Source organism: Streptomyces typhae (assembly GCF_009755605.1).
Lineage (GTDB): Bacteria > Actinomycetota > Actinomycetes > Streptomycetales > Streptomycetaceae > Streptomyces > Streptomyces typhae.
Genome location: NZ_WPNZ01000005.1, coordinates 156,162 through 181,494 on the forward strand (window position 1 = coordinate 156,162; position 25,333 = coordinate 181,494).

Annotated in this window: 5 protein-coding genes; 3 read left to right on the forward strand and 2 right to left on the reverse strand. The window is 75.2% G+C overall.

The features are described from left to right. The 3 genes from GPA10_RS11140 to GPA10_RS11150 all read left to right on the forward strand — a co-directional run bounded on the left by GPA10_RS11140 (nucleotide 1) and on the right by GPA10_RS11150 (nucleotide 21,974). Nucleotides 1-20,931, forward strand: a complete 20,931-nt coding sequence (locus GPA10_RS11140; protein ID WP_198351584.1) for a non-ribosomal peptide synthase/polyketide synthase — start codon at nucleotides 1-3, stop codon at nucleotides 20,929-20,931. A 126-nt stretch (nucleotides 20,932-21,057) separates the two neighbouring features. Continuing rightward, nucleotides 21,058-21,261 carry an MbtH family protein gene (locus tag GPA10_RS11145; RefSeq protein WP_058846933.1) on the forward strand — a complete coding sequence of 68 codons (204 nt, stop codon included), beginning with the start codon at nucleotides 21,058-21,060 and terminating at the stop codon, nucleotides 21,259-21,261. Between the two features lie 200 nt (nucleotides 21,262-21,461). After that, the gene (locus tag GPA10_RS11150) at nucleotides 21,462-21,974 is read left to right on the forward strand and encodes a GNAT family N-acetyltransferase (protein WP_058846932.1); all 513 of its coding nucleotides are present in this window, start codon (nucleotides 21,462-21,464) and stop codon (nucleotides 21,972-21,974) included. Here GPA10_RS11150 and GPA10_RS11155 read toward each other — a convergent pair. Continuing rightward, nucleotides 21,934-23,010, reverse strand: a complete 1,077-nt coding sequence (locus GPA10_RS11155) for an acyltransferase family protein (protein ID WP_246259014.1) — start codon at nucleotides 23,008-23,010, stop codon at nucleotides 21,934-21,936. The two genes, GPA10_RS11150 and GPA10_RS11155, sit on opposite strands and share 41 nt — an antisense overlap. Nucleotides 23,011-23,015: 5 nt before the next feature. Next, entirely contained in the window at nucleotides 23,016-25,160 is a 2,145-nt protein-coding gene (locus tag GPA10_RS11160; protein ID WP_198351567.1) for a PIG-L family deacetylase, read from the reverse strand. Between the last annotated feature and the right edge of the window lie 173 nt (nucleotides 25,161-25,333).

The window sequence follows — 25,333 nt, forward strand, 5'->3', positions numbered from 1 at the left end:
ATGACGTCTTCGAAGCGAGACCGCGCCGAGGCCCTGCCCCAGGACCTCAAAGAGGCGCTGCGCCGCCGCCTTGCCGGACGGGCCGGGTCCTCCGGTGCGGCGGGCCGGGGCGGGGCACCGGACACGGCGGCCCGGCAGGGCATCCCGCGCGCGGACCGCACCCGCCCGCTGCCGCTGTCCTTCGCCCAGCAGCGGCTGTGGTTCCTCGACCGGCTGAGCCCCGGCGACGCCGGCTACAACAGCGCGGTCGCGCTGCGGCTCACAGGCCCGCTGGACCGCGCCGCCCTGTCCCGCGCCATCGACACGCTGGTGGCCCGGCACGAGGCGCTGCGCACCACGTTCGAGGAGAGCGAGGGGCGGCCCGCGCAGACCGTGCGTCCGGCGGGGCCCGTGGCGCTGCCGGTACGGGACCTCGCCGCGCCGTCGGACGGGGGTGCCCCCGCCGACCCCGCCGCCCGGAACGGGCACGTTTCCGCCGCGCCGGGTGCCGCCCTCGACGCCGCGCTCCTCCAGGAGTACAACCGCCCCTTCGACCTCGACGCCGACGAACTGCTGCGCGCGCTGCTGCTTCGGGAGTCCGGCACCTCGCACGTCCTTATGCTGACGGCCCATCACATCGTGACCGACGGCTGGTCGATGGGCGTGCTCCTGGACGAGCTGTGCACCGCCTACGACGCCTTCGCCCGCGGGGCCGAGCCCGAGCTACCGCCGGTGGTGACGCAGTACCCGGACTTCGCGGTGTGGCAGCGCGAACAGCTCTCCGGCGCACGCCTCGAACGCCAGATCGCGTACTGGAAGAAGCAGTTGACCGGCTCCGTGCCGCCCGCGCTGCCGCTCGACCGGCCACGCGGCGGGGAGGGGGCGGGCGCGGGTGCGATCCACCACTTCACCGTGCCCGCTGACGTCACGGCCCGGCTGCGCGCCCTCGCCACCGGGCAGCACACCACCCTCTTCACGTCCCTGGTCGCCGCCTGCCAGACGCTGCTCGCCCGCTGGTCCGGGCAGGACGACATCACCATCGGCTCCCTGATGCCCGGACGCCCCCGCACCGACCTGGCGCGCGCGGTGGGCTTCTTCGCCCACACCGTCGTCCTGCGCACCCCCGTGGAGCCCGGCGGCTCCTTCCGCGAGTTGCTCACGGCCGCCGCCGACACCGTCAACGACGCCTTCGCCAACGGCGACACCCCGTTCGAACGCCTGGTGGAGGCCGTCGGCGCGCCCCGCGAAGCAGGCCGCAACCCCCTGTTCGACGTCATGGTCCTGCTGCACCCGGACCCGCCGGCGGCGCCCGCCCTGCACGGCCTGACCGTCGCGTCGGTGACCGTGCCGCGGCAGGCCGCCGCCTTCGACCTGAGCGTGGAGTTCGTCCCCGACGGCGACCGGCTCGCGGGCATGCTCGAATACCGCACCGACCTGTTCGACACGGCCACCGCCGAGCGGATGGCGGACCAGCTCCTGCGGCTGCTCGACGCCGCCACCACGGAACCGGACCGGCCCCTGGACGCGCTGCCCCTGCTCTCCCCAGAGGAGGCGCGGCGCGTCACGGAGGACTGGAACGACACCGCGCGCCCCGTACCGACCACGACCTGCCCCGAACTGTTCGCACGCCAGGCCGCGCGCACCCCCCGTGCCACCGCCCTGGTCGCCGGGGGTGAACGGCTCGACTACGCGACGCTCGACGCCCGCGCCACCCGGCTCGCCCACCACCTAGTCGCCCGGGGCGCCGGCCCCGAACGGCTCGTCGCGCTGCGCCTGCCGCGCACCGCGGACATGGTCGTGGCGATCCTCGCTGTGTGGAAGTCCGGCGCCGGATACCTGCCCCTCGACCTCGCACTGCCCGAGGAGCGCGTACGGTTCCTCCTCGACGACGCGCGCCCGGCCCTCGTCCTCGACGAGGAGATGCTGCGGTCGCTGCGCGACACACCCGGCGAGCCGGGTGCTCCGCAGGCCGCGGGCGCGTCGCATGGGCCGGGTGTCCCGCACGTCGCGGGTCCGTCGCACGCCGCGGGCGCGCGGATCGCCGCGGACGCCTCCGGTGCGTCGCACGTTGCGGATGTCCGGGGCGAGCAGTCCGCTGGGTACGCCCTCGGCGAGCGGATCGCCGCGGACGCCTCCGGTGCGTCGCACGTTGCGGATGCCTCCGGCGAGTCGGGTGCCGTGGACGCGCTGGGGGAGGGGGAGGCCGCGGGCGTTCCCGGCGAGGCCGACGTCGCGTCCGCGACGGGTGCGTCGCATGTGCCGGGTGCTCCGCAGGCTGGGGGTGCGTCGCATGTGCCGGGTGCTCCGCAGGCTGGGGGTGCGTCGCATGTGCCGGGTGCTCCGCAGGCCCCGGGCGCGTCGCAGGCTCCGGGTGAGCGGGTCGCCGCGGGCGCTCAAGGCGCGGCGCGTGCCGCGGGCGTCCCCGGTCAGCCGGCCCCGGCCGGGGCAGCCGCCCTCGGCGCCCTCGCTCCGCCCGACCCCGACACCACCGCCTACGTCATCTACACCTCCGGCTCCACCGGCCGCCCCAAGGGTGTCGCCGTGTCCCACCGCGCCGCGGCGAACCTGCTCGCGGGGCACCGTGAGGGGTTCGTCGCCGACGCGGGCGGCGGGCCGCTGCGGGTGGCGCTGACGGCGTCGTTCTCCTTCGACACCTCGCTGGAGGGCGTGCTCCTGATGGCCGACGGCCATCCGCTGCACCTCGTCGACGAGACGACCCGCCTGGACGCCGCCGCCCTGGTCGAGTACGTCGTCGAGCACCGCGTCGACTTCCTCGACCTGACGCCCTCCTACCTGCGGCAGCTGCTGCCCGCCGGGCTCCTCACCGACCCGCGCCACCACCCGCGCGTGCTGATGCTCGGCGGCGAGGCCATCGGCCCAGGGCTGTGGCGCGAGCTCGCCGCGCACCGCGACGTGGCCGCGTACAACTTCTACGGCCCCACCGAGTGCACCGTCGACGCCCTGGCCTGCCGCGTCGAGGGCGGCGACCGGCCGCTCGTGGGCCGGCCGCTGCCCAACGTACGGGCCTATGTCCTCGACGCGGGCCTGCGGCCCGTGCCGCCCGGCGTCGGCGGCGAGCTGTACCTCGCGGGCGAGCAACTGGCCCGCGGCTACGCCGGACGCCCCGGCCTCACCGCCGCCCGCTTCCTGCCCGACCCCCACGGCCGGTCCGGCACCCGCATGTACCGCACCGGCGACCTGGCCCGCTGGACCGCCGACGGCCGCCTCGACTACCTCGGGCGCGCCGACGACCAGGTGAAGGTGCGCGGTCACCGCATCGAGCCGGGCGAGGTCGAGGCGGCCCTGCTCGACCTGCCGGAGATCACCGCCGCCGCGGTCGTCGCCGTACCCGACGCCCACGGCCAGCCGCGTCTCGCCGCCTACCTCGTGCCCGCCGCGGACGCCGTCCGGCCGCAGGCGTCGGAGCTGCGGGCCGCCTGCCGCCGGGTCCTGCCCGACCATATGGTCCCGTCGTCCTTCACCCTGCTCGCCGCGCTGCCCCTGACCACCAGCGGCAAGCTGGACCGCCGTGCCCTGCCCGCCCCCGACCTCGACGCCGCCCCACGCGAGGCGGAGTTCACCGCCCCGCGCACCGACGACGAGCAGACGCTCGCCGACATCTGGGCCGACGTCCTCGGCATCACCCGCGTCGGCGTCACCGACAACTTCTTCGAGCTGGGCGGCGACTCCATCCTCAGCATCCAAGCCGTCTCGCGCGCCCGCGCGGCCGGACTCCGCCTCACCTCGCAGGACGTCTTCCGCCACCAGACCGTCGCCGACCTGGCCGCCGCCGTGTCCCGCAGGGCCGCCGAGACCCCCGCGCCCCGGCAGGCGCGCGCCGAGGGGCCCGCCCCGCTGACCCCCGTACAGGACTGGTTCCTCACCACCCACGGAGCGCTCGGCCACTTCTCGATGTCGATGCTGCTCGACCTGCCGCACGACGTCGACGAGCAGGCCCTTGAGCAAGCCCTGACCGCCCTCGTCGCGCACCACGCGGCCCTGCGCACCCAATTCGTCCGCGACGGCGACACCTGGACGCAAGCCCCCGCCGACGCCCCGGCCTCCGGCACGCTCACCCGCCACGACCTGGCCGCGGCCCCCGACCCGGCGGCGGCCCGCACCACGGCGGCCGACGCCGCCCGCGCCGCCCTCGACCCGGCCACCGGCACCCTGCTCCGCGCCGTCCTGCTGCTGCCCCCGGCCGGTGAGCGCCCCCAGCTCTTCCTGACCGTCCACCACCTGGCCGTCGACAGCGTGTCCTGGCGCATCCTCCTGCCCGACCTCGAACAGGCCTACCGGCAGGCGGCCGCCGGTCAGCCCGTTGAACTGGAGCCCGTCACCGCCGAGTTCACCGAGTGGGCCGCTCATCTGTCGGCCCTGGTGCGCGCCGGTGAGCTGGACGACGACCTGCCGTACTGGACGGCCGAGGCCGCCGAACCCCGAACCCCGCTGCCCGTCGACCGGGCCGCGATCCCCCTCGCCGGATCGGTGCGCACCGTCCGTACGCGCGTGGACCGAGCCACCACCGGGGCACTCCTTCGCAAGGTGCCCGGCGTCTACCGCACCCAGGTCAACGACGTGCTTCTCAGCGCGCTCGGCCGGGTGCTCGCCGACTGGACGGGCGCCGAGCGCGTTACCGTGGCCCTGGAGGGACACGGCCGCGAGGACGACACCGTCGACGTGTCCCGCACGGTGGGCTGGTTCACCACCCAGTATCCCGTCACCCTGACCCCCGCGGGACCCGCCGCCGCACCCGACTGGGGCGCCACCCTGAAGGCCGTCAAGGAACGGCTGCGCGCCGTGCCCCGGCGCGGCCTCGGCTACGAGGCCCTCGCCCGCCTCGGTTCGCCCGACCCCGCCGCGCGGGCGCTGCGTGAACTGCCGCTGCCTCAGGTTTCCTTCAACTACCACGGCCAGTGGGACACCTCCGCGGGCCAGGAGTTCGCACCGGCCGCCGACGTGCCGGGCCGCGACATGAAGAACGACGAACCCCTGGACCACCTCCTGGACGTCGCTGCCGTCGTGGCCGACGGCGAACTGGAGATCATCTGGCACTACAGCGAGCAGACGCACGACGAGGACACCGTCCGCGTCCTCGCCGACGGCATGGTCCGGGCGCTCGGCGCGATCACCGAGCACTGCGCGCTGCCCGACGCGGGCGGCCGCACCCCCTCCGACTTCCCGCTCGCCCGCCTCGACCAGGCGGGCGTGGACCGCCTCGCCGGGCACGGGCGCGACGTGGAGGACCTCCTCCCGCTGACGCCGCTTCAGGAAGGCATGCTCTTCCACCGCCTGGTCGGCGGCCCCGACGACGTGTACGTCGACCAGGCCGACCTGCTTCTGGACGGCGTCGGCGATCCGGACGCCTTCGCCGCGGCCTGGCAGGCCGTGACCGACCGGACGCCCGCGCTGCGGACCTCGGTGGTCTGGGAGGACGTACCCGTACCGCTCCAGGTCGTGCACCGCGCGGTACGCGTGCCGGTCACCCACCTGGACTGGCGCGACCTCGACGAGGACGAGCGTGCCGAGCGCCTCGACCGGTTCCGCGCCGACGACCTCGCGCGCGGCATCGACCTCGCCGCCGCACCCCTGATGCGCCTCGCCCTGATCCGGCTGCCCGACGCGCGCCTGCGCCTGCTGTGGACCTCCCACCACCTGATCCTGGACGGCTGGAGCCTCGCCCAAGTCCTCTCCGAGGTGTGCGAGGAGTACGCGGCCCGCAGCACCGGAAGCAGCCCGCAGCCGGTGGTGCGCAGGCCCTTCGCCGACTACGTGCGGTGGCTGGCCGAGCAGGACGCCGACGCCGGGCGCGCGCACTGGAGCGCCGCCCTCGACGGCTTCGCCACCCCGACCCCGCTCCCCGTGGACCGCCCCCTGGGCGACGCCCACCAGGCACGCTCAGCGGGCCTCCTCAAGGCGGGCCTGTCCGACACGGAGTCCGCCGCGCTCGCCCGCACCGCGCGGCGCGCCGGACTCACCGTCAACACCGTCGTCCAGGGCGCCTGGGCCCTGCTCCTGTCGCGCTACGGCGCCGAGCAGGACGTGGTGTTCGGCACCACGGTGTCCGGCCGCCCCGACGACCTGCCGGGCGTCGAGTCCATGGTCGGCATGTTCATCAACACCGTGCCCACCCGGGTACGGGTCGACAGCGGCGCCACCGCGAGCGCCTGGCTGCGCGAACTCCAGGAGGCGCAGGCCGAGGCGCGCCGGTACGCCGCGGTCTCCCTCGCCGAGCTGACCTCGCTCAGCGACGTCCCGTCCGGCACCCCGCTGTTCCACAGCATGGTCGCCTTCGAGAACTACCCCTTCGACGAGGCCCGCACGGCCGCCTCCGGCGTGCGCCTGGCCGACGTCGCCTCGCGCGACGCCACCAACTACCCGCTGGTCCTGCGCGCCTACCAGGGCGACCGCGTCGGCTTCGACCTCGCCTACGACCCGGACCTGTTCGACGACGGCACGGCACGGGCCGTCGCCGACCGGCTGTGCCTGCTGCTCGCCGCGCTCGCCGAGGACCCCGAACGGCCGCTGCGCGCCCTGCCCTGGACGACCGCCGAGGAACGCGCCGCGCTCCTCGGCGCCGCGGACGGCACCGCCCACCCCCGCCCCACCGACACCCTGGTCGACCTCTTCGAGGCGCAGGCCGCCCGCACCCCGGACGCCACCGCCGTCACCTGCGGGGACGACCGCCTCGACTACGCCACCCTCGACGCGCGGGCGGGCCGCCTCGCCCACCGCCTCGCCGAAGCGGGCGCCGGGCCCGAGCACTACGTCGCCATCGCCCTGCCCCGCTCCACCGACCTGGTCGTGGCGATCCTCGCCGTCCTGAAGTCGGGCGCCGCCTATCTGCCGGTCGACCCCAAGCTGCCCGCGGACCGCGTCGCCCATCTGCTCGGCGACGCCGCCCCCGTGGCGCTGGTGACCACTACCGGCGCCGCCGTGCCCGCCGACGGCACCGGTGTGCCCGTGCTGCTCCTCGACGACCCCGCGGTCCGCGCCGACCTCGCCGGGCGCCCGGCCGCCCTCCCGGACTCGGCCCGGGGGCCGCTGCCCGAGAGCCCCGCCTACGCCATCTACACCTCCGGCTCCACCGGCCGCCCCAAGGGCGTGGTGATCCCGCACGCCAACGTCGTGCGCCTGTTCACGCGCACCCGGCACTGGTTCGCCTTCGACGAGCACGACGTGTGGACGCTGTTCCACTCCTACGCCTTCGACTTCTCCGTCTGGGAGCTGTGGGGGCCGCTCCTGCACGGCGGCCGGCTCGTCGTCGTCCCCGACGACGTCGCCCGCTCCCCGGAGGACTTCCTGCGCCTGCTCGCCGACGAGCGGGTCACCGTCCTCAACCAGACCCCCTCCGCGTTCTATCCGCTGGCCCGCGCCGACGCCGAACTCCCCGAGGTGAGCGCCCGCCTGGCGCTGCGCACCGTGATCTTCGGCGGTGAGGCCCTGGACGTCGACCGGCTCACCGACTGGTGGACACGCCACGGCGACGGCGCGGACGGCACCGACGACGCTCCGCGCCTGGTCAACATGTACGGCATCACCGAGACCACCGTGCACGTCACCTACGCGCCCCTGGACGGCACGGTGGCCCGCACGGGTGCCGCGAGCCCCATCGGCACCGGCATCCCCGACCTGCGCGTGCACGTCCTCGACGACGACCTGGCGCCCGTACCGCCCGGCGCGATCGGGGAGATGTACGTGGCGGGGGAGGGCCTGGCCCGCGGCTATCTGGGCCGCCCCGGCCTGACGGCGACCCGCTTCCCGGCCGACCCGTTCGGCCCGCCCGGCAGCCGCATGTACCGCACCGGCGACCGGGCACGCCGGCGCGGCGACGGTACCCTGGAGTACCTCGGCCGCGCCGACCAGCAGGTGAAGATCCGCGGCTACCGCATCGAGCCCGGCGAGATCGAGGCCGCCCTGCACCGGCACCCGGGCGTGAGCGCCGCGACGGTCGGCGTGTACGAGGACGGCTCCGGGACGCGGCGCCTGGTCGCGCACGTGGTCGGGGTCGGGTCCGGGGACGTGGACGCTGGGGCTACGGGGGCCGCGGTGCCCGCCCCCTCCGCCGCCGACCTCCGCGCCCACCTGGAGCGCCTGCTCCCCGCCCACATGGTCCCCGCCGCCTACGTCCCCCTCGCGGCCCTGCCGCTCACCGTCAACGGCAAGCTCGACCGCCGCGCGCTGCCCGTGCCGGGGCCCGACGGGTTCGCCACCGGCGGCGACCGGACGCCGCCGCGCACCCCGGCGGAACGCGCGGTCGCCGCCGCCTGGGTGGACGTGCTCGACACCGACGCCGTGGGCGCCGACGACGACTTCTTCGCGCTCGGCGGGGACTCCATCCTCGCCGTACGGGTCACCTCCCGGCTGCGCACCGCCTTCGGGCAGGACGTCTCACCGCGGGTCCTCTTCACCCACCCCACGCTCGCGGCCCTGGCCGCCGCCCTCGGCGACCCCGTGGCCGACGGGAACCCCGGAGCCGACGTCATCCCCGCCGCGGACCACGGCACCGCGCCCCCGCTGTCGTACGCCCAGCAGCGCCTGTGGTTCCTGGACCGCTTCGAACCGGGCAGCACCGAGTACACGACACTCTCCGTGCTGCGACTGCGCGGCTCCCTAGACGAGGCCGCCCTGCGCACCGCCCTGGACGGCCTCGTCGCCCGCCACGAGGCACTGCGTACCACCTTCGCCGAGGACGAGGGCAGGGCCCGGCAGGTCGTCCACCCGCCGTACCCCGTCGAACTGCCCCTCGACGACGTGTCGGGCGCCGACGGGGCCCTGCCGGGCGCCGACGCGGACGCCCGGCTCGACGCCGTGCTCGACCGCGCCGCCTCGACCCCCTTCGACCTCTCCACCGGGCCGCTCCTGCGTGCCCGCCTCGTCCGCGTGGCCGACGACGAGCACGTCCTGGTGCTCGCCGTCCACCACATCGTCACGGACGGCTGGTCCGGCGCCGTCCTCGGCCGCGACCTCGGCGAGCTGTACGCGGCGGCCCTGGAGGGACGCGCCCCCGAACTGCCCGCACTGCCCGTGCGGTACACCGACTACGCCGCGTGGCAGCGGTCCCGTACCGACGTCGCCGACGCCCACCTCGCGCACTGGCGCGAGGTGCTGTCCGGCCTCGAACCGCTTGAGCTGCCCACCGACCGGCCGCGTCCCGCCGTGCGGACCCGCGACGGCGCCCTGGTGACCTTCCACCTGCCCGCCGCGCTCACCGAGCGGCTGCGCGCGACGGGCCGCGACGCCGACGCCACCCTGTACATGACGCTGCTCACGGCCTGCCAGATCCTGCTGTCCCGCTGGGCCGCGCAGGAGGACGTCGCCGTCGGCACGGTCACCGCGGGCCGTGAGCGGCCCGAACTCGACGACCTCGTCGGCATGTTCGTCAACACGCTCGTGCTGCGCGGCCGCGTACGCGCCGACCGCTCGTTCCGCGAGCTGCTCACCGAGGCGCGCGCCACGGTCCTGGACGCGTTCGCCCACCAGGAAGTGCCCTTCGAGCGGCTCGTGGACGCCCTGGAGCCCGAGCGGGACACCAGCCGCACACCGCTGTTCCAGGTCATGGTGGCCCTGCACAACCTGGGCGCGGAGACCCCCGGCCTGCCCGGCCTGGACGTCGAACCCGTGACGCCGCCGGTCCGCAACGCCACCTTCGACCTCGCCTTCGACTTCGTCGAGCACGACGGCGGCGTCACCGGCCACCTGGAGTACAACACCGGCCTGTTCGACGCCGACACAGCCGAACGCCTCACCGCGCGCCTGACCCTGCTCCTCGAAGCGGCAGCCGCCGACCCGGAGCAGAAGGCAGGCGCGCTGGAGCTGATGACCGCCGCCGAGCGCCGCCAGGTGGTCGAGGAGTGGCAGGGCGACCCGCTCCCGGCGGCAGCCACCGCCTTCCCCGCCCTGTTCGAGGCGCAGGCGGCCCGCACCCCGCACGCCACCGCACTGGCGGCCCGCGACACCACCCTCGACTACGCGGCCCTCAACGACCGCGCCAACCGCCTCGCCCACCACCTCGTGACCCTCGGCGTCGGCCCCGAGGACGTCGTCGCGGTCCGGCTGCCGCGCACCACGGACCTGTTCGTGACCCTCTTCGCCGTCCTGAAGGCGGGCGGCACCCTGCTCTGCGTCGACCCCGACCTGCCCGCGGAGCGCGTGGCGTTCCTCCTCACGGACGCCGCCCCGCGCACCGTCCTGACACCCGAGACGCTGCGCGAGGTGCCCTGGGAGCGGCTGCCCGCGCACGACCCGGCCGACGCCGACCGCCTGGCACCGCTGCGCCCCGACCACGGCGCCTACATCATCTACACCTCAGGATCCACGGGACGGCCCAAGGGCGTCGTCGTGGAACACCGGCACCTGGTCAACCTCTGCCACGACCACCGCGAAGGACTCGTCGCCCCGCACACCGCCGACGGACGCCGCCTCAAGGCCGCGCTCAGCGCCTCCTTCTCCTTCGACACCTCCTGGGAGGGGCCGCTCCTGCTCGCCCTCGGCCAGGAGGTGCACCTCGTCGACGAGGACGTGCGCCTGGACCCGGAGGCCTTCTGCGCCCAGGTCGCCGACAGCCGCCTCGACCTGGTGAACGTCACCCCGTCCTTCCTGCGCGAACTGACCGCCGCCGGGCTCCTCGCCCCCGGCCGCCACCATCCCCGCGTGCTCCTCGTGGGCGGCGAGGCCGTCGGTGCCGACGCCTGGCGCGAGCTGTGCGCGGCCGCGGAACTCGGCGTCACCGCCTACAACATGTACGGCCCCACCGAGTGCACCGTCGACGCCGTCTACGGCCGCTGCTCCGAGCAGCCCGCGCGGCCCGTCGTCGGCCGCCCGGGACGAGGCCTGCGCGCCTACGTCCTCGACGGCGCGCTGCGCCCGGTGCCGCCCGGCGTCCCGGGCGAGCTGTACCTGGCGGGCGCCCAGGTGGCCCGCGGCTACCTCGGCAGGCCAGGACTGACCGCCGACCGCTTCCTCGCCGACCCGTTCGGGGGCCCCGGCGAACGGATGTACCGCACTGGCGATCGTGCCCGCTGGGACGCCCGCGGCCTCCTCGAATTCCTGGGCCGCGCCGACGAACAGGTCAAGATCCGGGGCTTCCGCGTCGAGCCCGGCGAGATCGAGACCGCGCTCCTGGCCGACCCGGCGGTCGCCGAGGCCGTGGTGACGGTCCGCGAACACGCGGGCCGCGCCATGCTCGTGGCGTACCTGGTACCGGCGGGCGACCAGCCCCCGGCGCCCGACGACCTGCGGGTACGGCTACGGCGCACCCTCCCCGACCACATGGTGCCCGCCGCCTTCGTGCCGCTGGCGCGGATCCCGCGCACCAGCAGCGGCAAGACGGACCGCCGCGCGCTGCCCGCCCCGCCCGCGCAGCCGGACAGCGGCACGCCCTACGTGGCCCCCCGCACCGGCAGCGAGGAGCGGCTCGCCGCCATCTGGGCCGAGGTCCTCGGCGTCGAACGGGTGGGCGCGCGCGACGACTTCTTCACGCTCGGCGGCGACTCGATCCTCAGCATCCAGATCGTCTCCCGCGCACGGCAGGCCGGCCTCGCCCTGACCACCAAGGACGTCTTCCGCCACCGTACGGTCGCCGAACTCGCCCTGTGCGCGAGGGAAGCGGCGCCCCGGACCGCGGCGAGCGACACCACCGCGCCCACCGAGGCCCCGCTCACGCCCATCCAGCGCTGGTACCTCGACGGCCGCGCCCCCGGCGACGCGCTGCGCTTCACCATGACCCAGCGCCTCGAACTGTCCCCGGGCACCGACCTGTCCGCGCTCGGGCGGGCCACGGAGGCCCTCGTACGCCACCACGCCGCCCTGCGCACCCGCTTCCACCGCACCGACGGTGGCGGATGGCGGCAGGAGGTCCTGCCGGAGCCGCCCGGCGGGCTCCTCACCCGCCACGACGTGACCGGACTCGACGACTCCGGCGTGGAGGACGAGGTGCAGCGGACGGCGGAGTCCGCCCAGGCATCCCTCGACCCCGGCGAGGGCCGCGTCGTCCGCTTCCTGGTCTTCGACCGCGGCACCGACGGGCCCGCACAGCTCCTGATCACCGTGCACCACCTGGTGATGGACGGCGTGTCCTGGCGCATCCTGCTCGGTGACCTGGAGAGCGCCCACTGCGCCGCGGCGGCGGGCCGGACCGTCGCCCTGCCCCCGGTGGGGACCGCCTACAGCCAGTGGGCCGCCCTGCTCGACCGGCACACCCGCTCCGGCGGCCTCGACGCCGACCTGGCGTACTGGACGCGTACCGCCGCGCCCGCCGCCCTGCCCGCGGGGAGGACCGGACCCAACACCCACGGCACCGCGGCCACCGTCACCGTCACGCTGACGGCTGAGGACACCGAGGCGCTGCTGCGCCAGGTCCCCGACGTCTACCGCACCCAGGTCAACGACGTGCTGATCGGCGCGTTCGCCCGCACCCTCGGCCGCTGGTGCGACCACGACACCGTGCTCATCGGCGTGGAGGGCCACGGCCGCGAGGACCTCTTCGACGGGCCCGGCGCCCCCGGCGGGCAGGCGGACGGGCCCGTCGACGTCGACCTGTCGCGGACCGTCGGCTGGTTCACCGCCGAGTATCCGCTCGCCCTGACCGTCGACCCCGACGCGGGCTGGCGCGACACCCTGCGCTCCGTCAAGGAACAGCTCCGCGCCGTCCCGCACCACGGCCTCAGCCACGGCGCCTTGCGCCGCCTCCTCCCCGGCAGCCCGCTCGCCGACGCCCCGGCGCCGCAGGTCGGCTTCAACTACCACGGGCAGTGGGACGCGGGCAGCGGCACCGGCGACAGCGACGGGGGCCTGTACGGCGCCGTGCTCCCGGCGGCCGGACGCGACACCGACCCCGGCGAACCGCGCCCCTACCTCCTGGACCTGACCGGCGTCGTCCAGGACGGCAGGCTCGAACTCGGCCTGACCTACCCCACCGCCGTCTACGACGAGCCCACCGTCCGCCTCCTCGCCGAGGACACCAGGGCGGCGCTGCGCGAGATCGTGGCGCACTGCGCGCGCCCCGAAGCGGGCGGCCGCACGCCGTCCGACTTCCCGCTCGCCGGCCTCACCCAGGAGCAGCTCGACCGGCTCGTGGGCGACGGCCGCCAGGTCGAGGACGTCCTGCCCCTGACGCCCCTTCAGTCAGGCATGCTCTTCCACGGCCTCGTCGACGACGCGGGCGCCTACTTCGACAGGACCGCGGTCCGGCTCACCGGCGTCGCCGACCCACGAGCCCTCGCGCGCGCCTGGCAGCAGGTCGCCGACCGCACCCCGGCGCTGCGCACCAGCGTCCACTGGCAGCAACTGCCGCACCCCGTACAGGTGGTGCACCGGCACGCCGAGCTGCCCGTCACCCACCTGGACTGGCGCGACCTGACCGCCGAGCAGCGCGCCGCGGCCACGGAGCGCCTCCTCGCCGAGGACCGCGGCGCGGGCATGGAACTCACCACCGCCCCGCTCACCCGGATCACCCTCGCCGCCCTGCCCGGCGACGAGGTCCTGCTGCTGTGGTCCTCGCACCACCTGATCCTCGACGGCTGGTCCACCGGGCAGCTCCTCACCGAGGTGTGCGAGCGCTACGCCGCCCTCACCGGCGGCACGGACGCGGCACCGCCGCTGCGCCGCCCGTTCGCGGACTTCGTACGGTGGCTGCGCGAGCAGGACGAGGGCGCCGCCGAACAGTTCTGGACCGACGCTCTCGCGGGCTTCCCGGCCGCGACACCGCTGCCGTACGACCGGGCACCCGCCGAGGCCCACCGCGCCCGCTCCGGGGACACCGTCGAGCACGAACTGGACGTGTCCGTGTCGCGGCGCCTGCGGGAGACCGCCGCCCGCGCCGGACTCACCGTCAACACCGTGGTGCAGGCCGCCTGGGCGCTGCTGCTCGCCCGCTACAGCGGCCGCCGCGACGTCGTGTTCGGCACGACCGTGTCCGGGCGCCCGGCCGAACTGCCCGGCGTGGAGTCCATGGTGGGCATGTTCATCAACACGGTGCCGACCCGTGTACGGATGCCCGCGGGCAGTGTGTCGTCGTGGCTGCGCGGACTCCAGGAGGAGCAGAGCGACGCCCGCCGCCACGACTTCACGGCCCTGTCCCGCATCCAGGCGCTCAGCGGCGTCCCCGCGGGCCAGTCCCTGTTCGACAGCATGGTGGTGTTCGAGAACTATCCCGTCGACGAGTCCGCCACCGCCCGCACCGGCGTGGGCGTCGCGGAGGTGCGCGCCGACGACGCCACGACGTTCCCGCTATGCCTGCGCGCCCACGTGAGCGACCGGCTCGGCTTCGACCTGGCCTACGACGCCGCCCTGTTCGACCGGGACACCGTGGCCCGCGCCGTGGACCGGCTCGCCGCGCTCCTCACCCGGCTCGCCGACGGGATCCCCGAGACGGCCGACGACCTCGACCTGCTCACCGCCGACGACCGGGACCTGCTGCGCCGCTGGAACACCCCCGCACGGCAGGTGCCGCCGCGCAGCCCCGTGGGCCTGTTCGCCGCACAGCGTCTGCGCACCCCCGACGCGACCGCCCTGCACGACGGCGAGCGGCAACTGACCTACCGTCAACTCGACGACTGGTCCGACCGCGTGGCCGCCCGGCTGCTCGCCGACGGCCTGCCCCCCGAGGGCCGCGTCGGCCTCCTGATGGACCGCTCGGCCGAACTCGTCGTCGCCCAGATCGCCGTCCTGAAGGCGGGCGGCGCCTATGTGCCCGTCGACACCCGCGCCCCCGAGGAGCGCCGCCGCGCCCTGCTCGAACGCGCGGGCGCCACGGCCTGGCTGAGCACCGCCGACGTCACCGCCGCGCACACCGATCCCTTGGGGACGCTCGCCGCCCCCGCCGCCGACCCCGATCGCCTCGCCTACGTGATGTTCACCTCCGGCTCCACCGGTGAACCGAAGGCCGTCGCCGTACGCCACCGCGACGTGGCCTCGCTCGCCACCGACAGCCGCTTCGCCGACGGCGTCGGTGCCCGCGTCCTGCTGCACTCGCCCGTCGCGTTCGACGCCGCCACCTTCGAGGTATGGGTGCCGCTCCTCACCGGCGGCTGCGTCGTCGTGGCCCCGGGCGGGGCGGTGGACGCGGCCCTGCTGCGGCGCCTGGTCCGGAACGGGGCGGACACCGGAGCCGGGTCCCCGGGTATCGGGTTCTCGGGCGCCGGGTCGTTGGCCGCCGGGTCCTCCGGCACCGCGCTCTCGGGTGCTGGATCCTCCGGTGGCGCGGGCACGGCCATCGCGTCCTCCGGTGCCGGATCCTCCGCCACTGCGTCCCCCGCCCCCACCTCCTCCGCCCCGGCGGGCACCGGACCGGACGCCCGCGCGGGCGGGCTGACCGCTCTGTGGCTGACGGCCGGGCTCTTCCGGCTCCTCGCCCAGGACGCCCCGGACTGCTTCGCGGGCCTGCGCCAGGTGTGGACCGGCGGCGACGTGGTGCCCGCCGCCGCCGTGCGCCGCGTCCTCGACGCCTGCCCCGGCCTGACCGTGGTGGACGGCTACGGCCCGACCGAGACCACGACCTTCGCCACCTCCCACGCCCTCGCGGACGCCACGGCCGTCCCCGACACCGTGCCCATCGGCCGTCCCCTGGACGACATGCGCGTCCACGTCCTCGACGCCCGCCTGCGGCCCGTGCCGCCGGGCTGCGCGGGCGAGCTGTTCCTCGCCGGCGAGGGCCTGGCCCGCGGCTACCTGGGCCGGGGCGGCGACACCGCGGCCCGCTTCCTCGCCGACCCCTACGCCGCCCCCGGGCAGCGCATGTACCGCACCGGCGACCTGGCCCGGCGCCGCACCGACGGCACCGTCGAGTTCCTCGGCCGCGCCGACGACCAGGTGAAGATCCGCGGCTTCCGGGTCGAGCCCGGCGAGGTCGAGGCCGCCCTCGCCGCCCACCCCGGTGTGGCGGACGTGGCCGTCGTGGCCCGTGAGGACCGCCCCGGCGCCCGCCGCCTCGTCGCCTACCTCGTCGGCGCGGTGGCCGAGGACCCCGACGCCCTCGAAGCCGTGCGCGCGCACGCCCGCGAGGAACTGCCCGACTACCTCGTGCCGTCCGCGTTCGTCCCCCTCGCGGAACTCCCGCTCAGCGCCAACGGCAAGGTGGACCGGGCGGCACTGCCCGCCCCGGCCCCCGAGACCGGCGCGGACCCCGGCACCCGGACCGCACCCCGCAACGACGCCGAACGCCGCACGGCAGAGGTCTTCGCCGACGTCCTCGGCGTCGACCGGCCCGCGATGGAGGACAACTTCTTCCACCTGGGCGGCGACTCGATCCTCAGCATCCGCCTCGCCTCACGGCTCGCCGAGGAGTTCGGCACCGACGTGTCGCCCCGCGAGGTGTTCGCCCACCCGTCACCGGGCGAGCTCGCCGCGCTGCTCTGCGACCACCGGGCGACCGGCACGGCGCGCCCCGCCGTCGTGCCCGTCGAGCGCGACGCCACCGCCCCCATGTCGTACGCGCAGCAACGCATGTGGTTCCTGGAGGAGTTCGCGCCCGGCGGCGCCGAGTACGTCACCTCCCTGGCGCTGCGCCTGCGCGGCCGCCTCGACCTCGGCGCCCTCGCCGCGGCGTTCCGCGGCCTGGTGGCCCGGCACGAGTCGCTGCGCACCACCTTCGACGCGGTCGACGGCCACGGCGTGCAGGTCGTCCACCCGCCGCACGAGGTGCCGCTGCCGTTGCAGGACCTGTCCGGGCTGCCCGCGGACGCGCGCGAGCCGCGGCTCGACGAGCTGCTCGCCGCCGAGCGCGCCCGCCCGTTCGACCTGCGGGAGGGCCCGCTGCTCCGCGCCGGTCTGGTGCGGCTCGCCGCCGACGAGCACGTCCTGACCCTGACCCTGCACCACATCGTCACCGACGGCTGGTCCACCGCCGTCCTCACCGACGACCTCGCGCACCTCTACCGCGCCGAACTGGACGGCGAGCCCGCCCGGTTGGAGCCGCTGCCGGTGCAGTACGCCGACTACGCCCACTGGCAGCGCAGCGCCCCCGGCGCCGCCGCGCAGCTCGCCCACTGGAAGGAGCACCTGGCCGACACCGCGCCCCTGGACCTGCCCACGGACCGGCCCCGCCCGCCCGTGCGCACCCGCAACGGCGCCACCGCCCGCCTGGCCCTGCCGCCGGCCACCGCCCGCCGCCTGACCCAGGTCGGCAGGGACCGCGGCACCACCCTGTTCACCACCCTCGTCGCCGCCGCGCAGACGTTCCTCGCCAAGGTGTCGGGCGGCCGCGACATCGCCGTCGGCACCGTCACCTCGGGCCGCGACCGCGCGGAGATCCAGAAGCTCATCGGCTTCTTCGTCAACACCCTGGTCCTGCGCTCCGACGTCGACCCCGCCCTGCCCTTCCCCGCCTTCCTCGACGGCGTCCGGCAGACGGTCCAGGACGCCTTCGCCCACCAGGACGTGCCGTTCGAGCAGGTCGTCGACGAGGTGCAGCCCGCCCGCGACACCAGCCGCACCCCGCTGTTCCAGGTGATGGTCGTCCTCCAGAACTCCCCGGCCGCCGACCTGGACCTGCCGGGCCTGCACGTCGAGGACGTCGAGACCGAACTCCAGCACGCGGCGTTCGACCTCACCCTGGAGTTCGCCGAGACGGACTCCGGGGCGCTGCACGGAGTGCTCACGTACAACACCGACCTGTTCGACACGGTCACCGCCGAGCGGATGGCCGACCAGCTCGCCACCCTCCTGACCGCCGTCGCCGACGACCCGCACCGCCCGCTCGGCGCCCTGCCCCTGGCCGGGGACGCGGAGCTGAAGGCCCTGCTCGGCCAGGGACGCGGCACCATCGGGGCGGTACCCGCGACCCTGCCGGAGCTGTTCGAACGGCAGGTGCGCCGCACCCCCGACGCCGTCGCCCTCGCCGAGGGCCCGACGGAGTGGACGTACGCCGAGGTCGACCGCGCCGCCAACCGGCTCGCCCACCACCTCATCGGCCGCGGCGTCGCCCCGGAGCGCGTCGTCGCCCTCGCCCTGCCGCGCGCCCGCGAAAGCGTGATCGCGCAGCTCGCCGTCGCCAAGGCGGGCGGCGCCTTCCTGCCCGTCGACCCGAACTACCCCGAGCAGCGGCGCGCGTTCATGGTGGCGGACGCGGGCGCCGCCCTCGTCCTCGACGACCCGGCGGAGGTGTGGGTCCAGGAAGGACCGGACACCGCCCCGACGGACGCCGACCGCACCGCCCCCCTGACGACCGCGCACCCCGCGTACGTCATCTACACCTCCGGATCCACCGGCACCCCGAAGGGCGTCGTGGTGCCCCACCACGGCCTCGCCGCCTTCGCCGCGGGGGTCGCCGAGCAGTACGCCGTGGGCCCCGGCGACCGCGTCCTGCAGTTCGCCTCGCCCAGCTTCGACGCCTCCGTACTCGAACTGTGCTCCGCGCTGCTCAGCGGCGCGACCCTGGTGACCGGCGAGGAAGGCCCCCTGGTCGGCGAGCGCCTCGCCGAGGCCCTCGCGGAGCGGCGCGTCAGCCACACCCTCATCCCGCCCGCGGCCCTCGCCACCGTGGCACCCGGCACCGCGGGGAACCTGCCGCACCTGCGCACCCTGATCGTCGGCGCCGAGGCCTGCCCGCCCGACCTGGTGGCCGAGTGGGCCCCCGGCCGCCGGATGATCAACTCGTACGGGCCGACGGAGGCCACGGTCGTCGCCACCTGGACGGGACCGCTGAGCGCGGGACCCGCGGCCCCGCCGATCGGCCGCCCGGCCGGTGACACCCGCGTCTACGTCCTCGACACGGACCTGCGCCCCGTCCCGGCCGGAGTGACCGGGGAGCTGTACGTGGCGGGCCCCGGCCTCGCCCGCGGCTACCTCGGCCGTCCGGGCCTGACCGCGGGCCGCTTCGTCGCCGACCCGTTCGGCGCGCCGGGGCAGCGGATGTACCGCACCGGCGACCTCGTCGTCCGGGCCGCCGACGGCCAACTGCGGTTCGCGGGCCGGGCCGACGACCAGATCAAGCTGCGCGGCTTCCGCATCGAACCCGGCGAGATCGAGAGCGCGCTGCGCGGCGCCCCGCAGGTACGGGACGCGGCGGTCGTCGTCCGCGCGGCCCCCCGCCCGGACGCCGCGGACGACACCGCCGGTGCCGACGGCGCGCAGGGCGCTCCGGGCCCGGAGCGCCGGACCGCGGTCGCCGACCACGGCCGCCTCGTCGCCTACGTCGTCCCCGCGGCGGCCGGGGACCTGCCCGTCGCCGAGCTGCGCGAGCACCTCGGCGGGCTGCTCCCGCCGCACATGGTCCCGTCCGTGTTCGTCCCGCTCGACCGCCTTCCGCTCACCCCGAACGGCAAGGCGGACCGGCGCGCCCTGCCCGAGCCGGGACCCGCCCACACCGGCAGCGGCCCCCACACCCCGCCGCGCACCGACACCGAACGCCAGGTCGCCCGCATCTGGAGCGACGTGCTCGGCGTCGACGACATCGGCGCGTACGACAACTTCTTCCACCTCGGCGGCGACTCGATCCTGAGCATGCAGGTGGTGTCGCGGCTGCGCCGCGAGGGCCTGCACCTGGCCACCCGCGACCTGTTCACGCACCAGACCGTGGCCGAGCTGGCCACCGTCGTGCGCACCGCGCCCCAGCACGCCGGGGACGGGCCCGTGACCGGTGACGTGCCGCTCACCCCCATCCAGGACTGGTTCCTGACCACCCCGCGCGCGAGCCACCACCACTTCAACCAGTCGGCCCTCCTGGAACTGCACACCGCACCCGACCCGGAGGCGCTGCGCAAGGCCCTGGCCGCCCTCCTCGAACACCACGACGCGCTGCGGATGCGCTTCACCCGCGACGCGGACGGCTGGCACCAGTTCAACCCGCCCCCGGCCGCGGACGACGAGGGCGACGGCCTGCTCGTCCGGTACGACCTGACGGGCCTGTCGGCCGAGGAGGCGGACGCGGCCACGGAGAAGGCCGCCGACGACCTGCACACCGGCTTCGACATCGGGCGCGGCCCGCTGCTGCGAGCGGCCCTGTTCACCGGCGACGCCGACCGGCCCGTGTACCTCCTCCTGGTCGGCCACCACCTGGCCGTGGACGCCGTGTCCTGGCGGATCCTCGCCGACGACCTGGAGGCCGCCTACCGCCAGGCCGCCGCCGGCGAGCCCATCGCCCTGGGGGAGCGCACCACCTCCTTCCGAGACTGGGCCCGCGGTCTTTCCGCGCACGTCGCCGAGGGCGGCCTCGACCACGAACTGCCGTACTGGCAGGAGGCGGTGACCGCCGAACCCCTGCCGCCCGCGAGCAGCCCGGGAACGGACGCGGGGGAGACCCGCACCCTGTCCGTGGAACTCGACGAGGAGGACACCACGGCCCTGCTGCGGGCCGCCCCGACCGCGTACCGCACCCGCGTCAACGACGTCCTGCTCGCCGCGCTCGCCCTGGCGCTCGCCCGCTGGACCGGCCACGACCGGGTCCGCCTCGACCTCGAAGGGCACGGCCGTGAGGACGTACTCGACGACGTCGACCTGTCCCGCACGGTCGGCTGGTTCACCACCGTCCACCCCGTCGCCCTCCAGGTGCCCGAGCCGGACGACCTCGGCCAGGACCGCGACTGGCGCACCCTGGTGAAGTCCGTACGCCGCCAGCTGCGGGCCGTACCGGGCAACGGCCTCGGCTTCGGCGCGCTGCGCACCTTCGGCCCGCCCGAGGTGCGCGAGCGGCTCGGTGCGGCGGCGCACGGACAGGTGGTCTTCAACTACCTCGGCCAGTGGGACGCGCGCCCGACCGCGTCCGACGCCGGACTCGTACGCACCGAGCACGGCTCCTTCGGCCAGGACCACGACCCCCGGGACAGCGGTTCGCACCCGCTGGAGGTGGTGGGCGCGGTGCAGGAGGGCCGGCTCGCCTTCACCTGGCACCACCGGCCCGGACTGCACGACACCGAGACCGTGCGGCGCGTGGCGGAGGAGTTCGCCGCCGCCCTGCGCCACATAGCCGGGCACGCCCGCGACGCGGCCCCGCGCACCGGCGGAGGCCGCCCATGACCCCACCGCATCCCCCCGGCCCCGGCATCCGCGGACCACCGACGACACGGAGCGACCCCGCCCCGCGGCCCCCCACCGCGGACGAACCGGTCCCACGGGACCGCAACCCATCACGGAGAGCCTGACATGGACGAGAACACCCGCTACCAGGTGCTGCGCAACGACGAGGACCAGTACTCGCTCTGGCCGGTCGACGTCGACGTGCCCGCCGGCTGGCACCGCGTCGGCAAGGAAGGCACCGAGGCCGAGTGCTCCGCCTACGTGGACGAGGTCTGGACCGACATGCGCCCGCGCAGCCTGCGCGAGCGCATGGAGAGCGCCGGATCCTAGTCCGTATCCGTGCCGTCCGGGGCGACGACAGCGCCTGCCGTCGCCCCGGGCACCGTCCCCAGCACTCTCACCCCTTCTCCCCCCTCACGCCCCCCTCGTTTCATCCCCCCGCAACCCTCGGGCCGCACTTCCCCCGTTCACAGCGCGGCCGTCCCATTCGCCGTCCCATTTCTTTCCAGTTCTGCTCGAGGAGTTCGCCGATGACGCCGACACTGCACAGCGAACGGCTGGAGTTCGCGCCGTACCGATCCGAGGACGAGGAGGACTTCGTCACCCTTCTGCGCAACGAGGAGGTGTGCCGATGGATGGGCCAGGACCAGGTGCCGGAGGAGGACCTGCGCAAGGCGTTCCGCATGATGCTCACCGAGATCTACCCCAAGAACCTGTTCGACGTGTGGGGCCTGTGGCACGAGGGCCAGTACGTCGGCCACGCCGAGGTCAAGAAGACAGGCAACGTGGACGGCCACGAACTCATCACGGCCCTGGCGCCCGCGTACTGGGGCAAGGGACTCGGCACCGAGGTGGTCCGCACACTGCTGCGGCACGCCGCCGACAACCTGGGTCTCAAGGAGGCCTACGGCATGGTGGGCGCCGAGAACGCCGCCAGCCTGGCGATGGCCGAGCGCCTCGGCTTCCGCCACGTACGGGACGTGGTGGGCGACGACGGGTCGGTCACGAAGATGGTCGTGATCTCGACGGCCGACGTCCTGTGAGAGCGCCGTCCGGTCCGTCCTGCGCCGCCGCCGGCGGCTCGGGCACGGACCACCGCGGCAGCCGCGGCTCCACCAACGGCCGGAACAGCAGCCGCACCGGCCGCGTCGACAACAGGAACACCACCGCGACGACAGCGAGGGTGAGAGCGACCTGCCCCACCGGGCCGAGGTCCTTGAGCACCGGGTAGAGACCGGCGGCCTCACCCGCGCGGATCAGCAGGCCGTGCAGGAGGTACGGGTACATCGTGGCGGCGCCGAGCGCGGTGAACAGCGTCCGGCGCCGCGGCACGCAGGCGAGGAACGAGGCGACGAGGACGGCGCTGAGCACGAACAGGGCGAGGCGCACCACCAGGTACCGCAGCGGACCCACGTCGAGCTCGGTGTACCCGACGTCCATGGACAGCCAGTGCTCGTCGGGGGCGGGGACGAAGAGATACGCCCCGGCCCCGGCGAGCGCGAAGGCCGGCACGGCCCAGCGGCGGGCCGCCCGTGTGCGCACGACGTCGAAGTGGTGCGGGCGCAGGCTCAGGCCCAGCACGAACCACGGCAGGAACATCAGCACCCGCGGCAGCGCCAGGTCGTAGCTCATCGTGGTGAAGCCCGCGGCGAGGGAGACCAGGACGGCGATCGCCACCGGATGGCGCACGGCACGCCACAGGGGTGCGCTCAGCCGCCACAGGAACAGCGCGATCAGGAACCAGCAGAGATACGTGGGCTCCGTCGGGGTGAGCTCGAAGGGCTCACCCCGCACCGCGCTGTTCGTGGCCGAGTAGGCCGTCTCGAAGAGGAGATAGGGGATCAGCACCCCTTCGAGCAGCCGCCGCATCTGGTCGGGCCGGGCGCTGAAACGCTGCGAGAAGTAGCCGCAGAGCAGGATGAACGCCGGCATGTGGAACGCGTACACCACGGTGTGGACGGCCTGCAGCGTATGCGTGCCGTTGACGATCTGCTCCCAGGAGTGCCCGAGGGCGACGAACACGATGAGCAGGAACTTGGCGTTGTCGAAGAAGGGGTCGCGCGTGTCCGGCGAGGTCATGGGCATCACGCCCTCGACCGGGCGGGCGCCGGGGGTTCGACCGGTTGCCAGGGCGCGAGACGTCCTCCTTCACGCGTGGCATGGGTCCAGTACAGCCGGCTGTCGAGGCCGAGCATGGTGAGCGCGACGCCGCCCGACGCCAGGGGGGCGCTGGAGGGGGCACCGGCGAGCAGGACGCCGGTGCGGTTCCACTGCGGCCGGTGCCTGGCGGCGCCGGACGTGCCCCAGGCCGTGGCGACGTCCCCGGTGGCGGACCGGACCGCGAGCAGGACACCGCCCCACTCGTTGGAGGTGACGCTCACCGGGCCGTAGCCGCCCACCCCGCCGAAGTCGGTCAGGTCCGCCGACTGGTGGGCGGTGAGCGGTTTGCGGCCGCCCCGCGACGCCGCCGCGGGGGCGAGGCCGTCCGCGTGCAGACGGGCGCTCCGCACGTTCCCCGAGTTCGGCACGCGGTAGAAGATCCGCACGCCGTCGTCGTCGGGGCGCACGGTCAGCGGCAGCGTGGTGGGCGGAAGCCCGGTCGGCAGCGGGCCGCGGACGAGCGCGTCCGGCTCGTCCTGGATCCAGGCGAGGACGGTGTGCGGAGTGGCGGCCAGGACGTAGGAGCGGCCCGTGCGGTCGGTGGCGGCGACCGGGTCGCCGTGCACCGCCTCGCCGCCGAGGCCGCGCCAGGGCGTCCACTCCCCGTCCGCCTCCCGCTGGACGCGGGTGGTGAGCTGATGGCTGCTGTCGCGCACGTACACCGCGAGCGCACCGTCGCGGTGCACCACGACGGCGGGGGCGCTGATGTCGTTGGTGCCGATCTCGTCGTTCACCTCCGGGGTACCGAGGGACTGCCAGGGCCCGAAGGCGCCGTCCGGGGACTCCTGCACGGCGAAGCCGACCTCCCTGCGGTAGTCGGCGGGGCGGGCGCCGAACAGGGTGCGGGTGCCGAAGACGGCGATCCGCCCGTCGGGCAGGGCCACGGGGTGGATGCCGGTGTCGACGCCGGTCTCCCGCAGAAGCGCGGGTCCCGTCCAGCGGCCGGTGCGCCACCGCGCGCGGTCGCCGCCCGGACGGTGCCAGTGCGCTATGCGGCCGTCGAGCACGGCGAACGCCCTGAGGCTGTCGTCCTCGCCCGCGAGCAGCCAGCCCGCGCCGGTGTCCGCGGCGTGGTGGATGCTGTGCGACCAGCGGTGCTTCGGGTGTGCGGCCACCTTGAGGTCACCGCAGCCCGCCGGGTCCTGGCAGGCGTTCCTGGAGACGTCGCTCCAGGAGTACGTCTCCAGCGTGCGGGCCTTGGACGCGCCGGACGCCGGGTCCAGGGCCCGGGGCAGACCGCCGTTGAAGTACCCCATGTAGGTCTGCACGGTGAAGTGGGGGCGCGAGCCGGTGGCGGCGTAGCGGGCGAGGGCCTGCTGGACGAACCGGGCGCCGAAGCGGTGGTCCTGGTGGTCGGCGCACTTGAGGTTGCGGTCGAGGCGGCCGGGCGTCGGATTCTGCATCCGCACCTGCGTCGGCTTGAAGCGCTCCAGATGGCCGGTCAGGGTCCGTATGAGCTGTTCGCGCGTGTACGAGAAGTCACGCGAGACCACGCCGCCGTGCACGAGCTGCGAGCCGAGCGCGGCGACACGGCCGTCCCACAGGCCGTGCAGGCTGTGCGGGCGGTCGCCGGTGATGCTGCCCGCCTCGTGCAGCAGGGACCACACCAGGTGGATGTGCGGGTACCCCTGGAGCGTGTCGAGCTCCGCCTGCCCGCCGCCCGCCGTGGCGATGGCGCTGCGCCGCCACGGGTGGTCGGTGCGGCCCGTGACCATCTCCGCGTAGGCGGCGCGGATGCCGTTCTGGCGTGCCTTCGCGTATCTGCGCCAGTCGCGCGCGGGCCGGGGACGACCGCGGTACGTGCCCCGCCGGGGAGCGTTGATCCCGTTGGACTCACCCGACGTCAGGAAGATCGTCGCCACCGGCCTGCCGCTGCGCAGCGCCTGGCCCACCTCCGGATTGATGAAGAACAGGTCGTCGTCCGGGTGGGCGACGATCTGCACGATCGACTCCGCGGTCCTGGGCTGCGGCCCGGAGGCCGCCCAGGTACCCGAGGGCGCCGCCGTGCTCAGGTCCGGGGGCTGGTGCGGGGTGATGGTCCCCTCGCCCTTCTCCGAGCGGGTCGCCACGACTGTCCCCACGCCGAGGGGGACGACTGCGCACAACAGGGAGGCCGCGATGACGTCACGACGGGTTGCTCGCGCGAAGCCGCGCTTTTCGGGGTGCATAAGCGGTGTTGCCTTGTCTGACGTACCGGCCACTCGGCCAACAGCTCCTGGGATGGACTTCTTGATCACGGAGA